The organism is Kineococcus vitellinus (assembly GCF_009906315.1).
Taxonomy (GTDB): Bacteria; Actinomycetota; Actinomycetes; order Actinomycetales; family Kineococcaceae; genus Kineococcus; species Kineococcus vitellinus.
Map to the genome: position 1 here is coordinate 1 of NZ_JAAALL010000311.1, position 4926 is coordinate 4926.

A 4926-nucleotide genomic window follows, 5' to 3' on the forward strand; every position below is an offset into this window, starting at 1 on the left:
GGGCTCTCCAGGGGGCGGCGGGTCGCCCGCAGTCAAGCAGCGGGGGAGCAGCCGCGGCCGCGCGGAAACAGGGAGTTCACGTGGGCCGGGCGAACGGTGACGCGCCCGAAACACGGCCCTCCCGGGACCGCCGGGTCAGGGGTTGAGGTCGACCAGCACGGCGGTGTGGTCGGAGGCCCAGACCCCGTCGACGGGAGCGGTGGCCACCCGCCGCGCCGTGCGCACGGCCCCCTCGCCGGAGAACGGCGGCAGCCCCACGAGGACGTGGTCGATGCGCGCGCTCGGCTGGTGCACCCGCGCCACCCAGGGGTTGGCCCGGTCCCACGTCAGGCCGCTGTCGCCGGGTTCGGCGTAGTGCCAGGAGTCGACGAGCACCAGGCCCGGGACGGGACCGGCGGTGAGGTAGCCGCCGGCCAGGCGCAGCTCGTCGGACTCCGCGACCGCGTTGAAGTCGCCGGTGAGCACCGGCGGGTAGAACTCCCGGGGGCGGTGCCGCTCGCCGACGAAGGCGACGAGCTCGCGCACCTGCTCCACCCGCACGGCGGACTCGGCCGGGGAGGAGTTCAGGTGCGTCGTGGTGAACGGCAGCGGCCGGCGCGGGGCGTCCACGAGCACCTGCAGCGCGGTGCGCCCCTCGTCCTCGTGCCCGCCCGCGGGCAGCCGGCGCACGCGCTCCTCCAGCAGTGGGTGGCGGCTGAGGACCGCGTTGCCGAACTGCAGCTCCTCGGCCCCGGCGCTCTCGCCGGTGAACGCCAGCCGGCGCTGCCAGCGCTGCGGCGACGGCGAGGGGGACCAGGCGACGTGCATCCCCAGCCGCTCGCCCAGCCAGTGCGCGAGGTTCTCCTGCCCGTCGGCCCAGACCTCCTGCAGGCCGACGACGTCCGGCGCGTGCTCGGCGAGGACGGCGAGGAGGGCCTCGCGGCGGGCGCGCCAGTCGCCGAAGCGCCACCACACGTTCCAGGTCATGACCCGCAGGGGTGCGTCGGCGGTGGAGGGGGCGGGCGGCGTGCTCATCTCGGCGCCGAGTCTGGCAGCCGCCCGCGCGCGCACCGCGCCGGGGGCCCGCCCGTCACGACCCGCCCGCGGCGGTGGCCGTGGCGGTGGTCGTGGTGGTGGCGCTCGCGCGGGGCAGCGCCGTGCCGTCCTCGCCGAGCTCGGCCATGCCGGGGAAGGCGGAGACGGGCGATCCCCAGCGGCGCGCGGCGCGGGCCGCCCGCAGCAGGGCCGCCGCGGCCGCGGCGCGGTCCGGGGCGGAGGCCGCGACCACGTCGGCGTGCGCGCCGGCCAGGCGCTCCTCCACCGCCGCGGCGAGGGCGGCCGCCGCCTGCGGGGTGGGGGCCTCGACGTCGTAGCCGGCGGCGGCCTCGACGGGTGCGGCGCCGCGGGCCAGCAGCAGGTCGACGAGGTCGTCGCGGGCCACCCGGTGCGCGTCGAGGTCGGCGGCGGCCTCGGCGCGCCGCTCGGGGGCGGTGCGGCCGGCGACGAGGCCGAAGGCGTGCACCGCGGCGTGCTCCCCGGCGAGGGCGCGCTGCAGGGCCGCCGTGCCCGCCGCGTCGGCCGGCCCCGCCGACGCGGTGCCGGACGGGGTGCCGGACGCGGTGCCGGACGCGGTGCCGGACGCGGTGCCGGTCGGTGAGCCGGTCGGGGTGCCCGGCGCGCCCGGTGGGGCCGTCCCGGCGGCGGTCGGGGAGGGCACCGGCACGGGCGGGGCCGGCAGCGCGGTGGCCGTGGCCAGGCCGTCCAGCAGCAGCGCGCGCGAGGCCGCGATCGAGGCGAGCAGCCGGGCCGTGCCGCCGCCGGTGCTCCCGGGCCCGCTCGTCGTCGCCGCCGCCAGCGCGGAGGCCGCGGTGGCGGCCAGGCGCGCGAGCAGCGCGGCCGGGTCCGCCGCCGGCACGGCACCGGGCACCGCGCCGGTGCCCGCGGTGGTCGTCGGGCCGCTGCCCGCGGTGGCCGTGACGGTGGCCGTCACGGCGCGCTCGGCGTCCGCGCCCAGCGCGCGCAGGTGGGCCGTGCACGTCTGCACGACCGCGCTCGCGGCCTGCTGCAGCGGAGCGGCGGCCGCGGCGGCCGGCAGGGCGAGCCCGAGCAGGTCGCGGGTGTCGGCGACGGCCCGGGTGCGGGCGTCGTCGTCGGGTCCCGCCGCGGCCGTGGGGGTGGGCTCCCGCCCGGCGACCCAGCGCACGCCGCAGCCGGCCAGGGACCACGCGCCGAGCGCGGCGCCCGCCGCGAGCAGCAGACCGCGGCGCGACGGGGAGGGCGCAGGCACGCGGGCATCGTGCCACCTCGCCCGGACGGGGCAGCGCGGGTGCGCGCGGCTCGGTGCCACCCCCGCACCGGGATAGGCTGTCCCGTCGTGCCCGGCCCCACCGGCTGGTCGCGGGAGAACTCGAGAGCAGGGGAGGAACGGTCGTGCCGTCGTTGGACGAGGCCGTGACCGCGGTGCTGGCCCCCGTGTTCGCCGCTGGCGGGGAGCTCGGCGGGGACCTCTCCCTCGAGGAGGTGGCCGTCACCAGCGCGGGCCGCCGCAAGGTCGTGCGGGTCGTGGTCGACAAGGCCGGCGACGAACCGGGCGACCTGGACCTCGACGCGGTCGCGCGGGCCTCGACGGCCGTCTCGCAGGCCCTGGACGACTCCGACGCCCTCGGCGAGGCCGCCTACACCCTCGAGGTGAGCTCCCCGGGCGTGGACCGCCCGCTCACCACCCCCCGGCACTTCTCGCGCGCCCGCGGCCGGCTGGTGCGCGCCGTCCTCACCGACGGCGGCGCCCTGCTCGGGCGGGTGCGCGAGGTGGACGCCGACGGCGTGCTGGTGACCCTGGAGCCGCAGGCCGTCAAGGGCAGGCCGCCGCGGGCCAAGGACGTCGGTGCGCCCCGGCGGCTGGCCTGGGCGGAGCTGGTCCGCGGCGAGGTGCAGGTGGAGTTCCGCCGCGCCGGGGACGACGAGCCGGACGAGGGACCGGACGACGAGCTGGACGACGACGAGCTGGACGAGCTGGACGAGGACGAGCTGGACGACGCGGTCGAGCCCGACGAGGACGAACGCGAGGACGAGCAGTGAACATCGACATGGCCGCGCTGCGGATGCTGGAGCGCGAGAAGGAGATCCCCTTCGAGACGCTCGTGCGGGCCATCGAGCAGGCGCTGCTCGTGGCCTACCACCGCACCGAGCACGCCGACCACAAGGCGCACCCCGACGCCCGCGTCGACCTCGACCGCGCCAGCGGCGAGGTGCGCGTGATGGCCCGGGAGCTCGCCGAGGACGGCACCCCGGTCGGCGAGTACGACGACACCCCCTCCGGCTTCGGCCGGATCGCGGCCACCACCGCCCGCCAGGTCATCCTGCAGCGGCTGCGCGACGCCGAGGACGAGGCCGTGCTCGGCGAGTTCGCCCGCAGCGAGGGCGAGATCGTCTCCGGCGTCGTCCAGCAGGGGCGCGACCCGCGGATCGTGCAGGTCGACCTCGGCACGCTCGAGGGCGTCCTGCCGCCGGCCGAGCAGGTGCCGGGGGAGCGCTACGAGCACGGCAGCCGCCTGCGCTGCTTCGTGGTGAGCGTCAAGAAGGGCCCCAAGGGGCCGCAGGTCGTGCTCTCGCGCTCGCACCCGCTGCTCGTGCGCAAGCTCTTCGCGCTGGAGGTGCCCGAGATCGCGGACGGCACCGTCCAGATCACCGCTCTCTCCCGCGAGGCGGGGCACCGCTCGAAGATGGCGGTGCGCGCCACCCGTCCCGGGCTCAACGCCAAGGGCGCCTGCATCGGGCCGATGGGCCAGCGCGTGCGGGCCGTCATGGCCGAGCTGCGCGGGGAGAAGATCGACATCATCGACCACAGCGACGACCCGGCGCAGTTCGTCGCCAACGCGCTCTCGCCCGCCCGGGTCACCTCCGTGACGGTCGTCGACGAGGCCACCCGCTCCGCGCGGGTGGTCGTCCCCGACTACCAGCTGTCGCTGGCCATCGGCAAGGAGGGGCAGAACGCGCGCCTCGCCGCCAAGCTCACGGGCTGGCGCATTGACATCCGGCCGGACACCGAGGCGGTCGCCGGCCCGGTCGGCGACGAGGGCGGTGACCAGGCCGGTGACCGGGCCGGTGCGTCCACCCCGGGCGAGAGCTGAGCGGGAAGGGCTACACTGCCCACATCGTTACAGTGCCTGGGACCGGTCGCGCCGACCGGCCGTCCACCGCGCCCGTCGCCCGGGTGACCCCGCGAGGGGGCCGCACCGAGCCGGTGCGCACGTGCGTGGGCTGCCGCCAGCGGGACTCCCGGTCCACCTTGTTGCGGGTCGTCGCCGCGAGCGGCGAGGCGGGGGACCTCCTCGTCGACGCGCAGCGACGTCTCCCCGGCAGGGGCGCGTGGCTGCACCAGCGGTCCTCGTGCCTGGAGCAGGCGGAGAAGCGCCGGGCCTTCGCCCGTGCGCTGCGCCGCCCGGCTCCCCTCGACGCCTCCGGCGTACGGTCCTACCTGGACTCGTGCGGCTGCGAGGACGTCGAACCCCCCACCACCGACGAGAACGGGTCGAACAGCTGATGAGCACCCGATGAGCTTCCAGCGATGAATCCCCCCGACTGACGACGGTCCGCGCCCCGAGTGGTAGCCCGGACCGAGACAGGAGAGAAGTGGCAAAGGTCCGGGTCTACGAGCTCGCCAAGGAGTTCGGAGTCGAGAGCAAGGTCGTCCTGGCCACGCTCAAGGAGATGGGCGAGTTCGTCCGGTCGGCGAGCTCGACCGTTGAACCGCCGGTCATCCGACGGCTGAAGGACAAGTTCCCCCAGGACGGCGCCGCAGGCGGCCGTCCGAGCCCGGCGGCGAAGCCGGGTCCCCGTCTGCCGCAGGGCGCCCGTCCGGGCCCTGCGCCCGCCGCGCGCCCCCAGGCGCCGGCCCCCGCGCGTCCGGCGGCCCCCGCGCCGCAGGCCGCTCCCGCCCCGCAGGCC

6 protein-coding genes are annotated in these 4926 nt (G+C 77.7%); 4 read left to right on the forward strand and 2 right to left on the reverse strand.

Annotation, left to right across the window (positions count from 1 at the left end):
- Positions 1-135: 135 nt before the first annotated feature.
- Positions 136-1014 carry an endonuclease/exonuclease/phosphatase family protein gene (locus GTQ99_RS19700; RefSeq protein WP_166617408.1) on the reverse strand — a complete coding sequence of 293 codons (879 nt, stop codon included), beginning with the start codon at positions 1012-1014 and terminating at the stop codon, positions 136-138.
- Positions 1015-1069: 55 nt separating this feature from the next.
- Positions 1070-2266 carry a DUF4439 domain-containing protein gene (locus tag GTQ99_RS27205; RefSeq protein ID WP_205707857.1) on the reverse strand — a complete coding sequence of 399 codons (1197 nt, stop codon included), beginning with the start codon at positions 2264-2266 and terminating at the stop codon, positions 1070-1072.
- A 143-nt stretch (positions 2267-2409) separates the two neighbouring features.
- Here GTQ99_RS27205 and rimP point away from each other — a divergent pair, with 143 nt between their 5' ends.
- The 4 genes from rimP to GTQ99_RS19725 all read left to right on the forward strand — a co-directional run.
- Complete coding sequence (gene rimP / locus GTQ99_RS19710) at positions 2410-3057, forward strand: ribosome maturation factor RimP (protein WP_205707858.1); 648 nt, start codon at positions 2410-2412, stop codon at positions 3055-3057.
- Positions 3054-4109, forward strand: a complete 1056-nt coding sequence (gene nusA, locus GTQ99_RS19715) for a transcription termination factor NusA (RefSeq protein ID WP_166617409.1) — start codon at positions 3054-3056, stop codon at positions 4107-4109. The genes rimP and nusA overlap by 4 nt, the downstream gene beginning before the upstream one ends.
- 83 nt (positions 4110-4192) lie before the next feature.
- On the forward strand, positions 4193-4522 hold the full coding sequence (locus GTQ99_RS26365) for a YlxR family protein (protein ID WP_338075135.1): 330 nt from the start codon (positions 4193-4195) through the stop codon (positions 4520-4522).
- Positions 4523-4611: 89 nt separating this feature from the next.
- Positions 4612-4926: translation initiation factor IF-2 N-terminal domain-containing protein (locus GTQ99_RS19725; RefSeq protein WP_338075136.1), on the forward strand; the 315-nt coding region annotated here is incomplete at its 3' end.

What these genes read in the sequence shown, in the direction of transcription:
- GTQ99_RS19700 (WP_166617408.1), bottom strand. Translation starts at nt 1,014, where the DNA reads ATGAGCACGCCGCCCGCCCCCTCCACCGCCGACGCACCCCTGCGGGTC.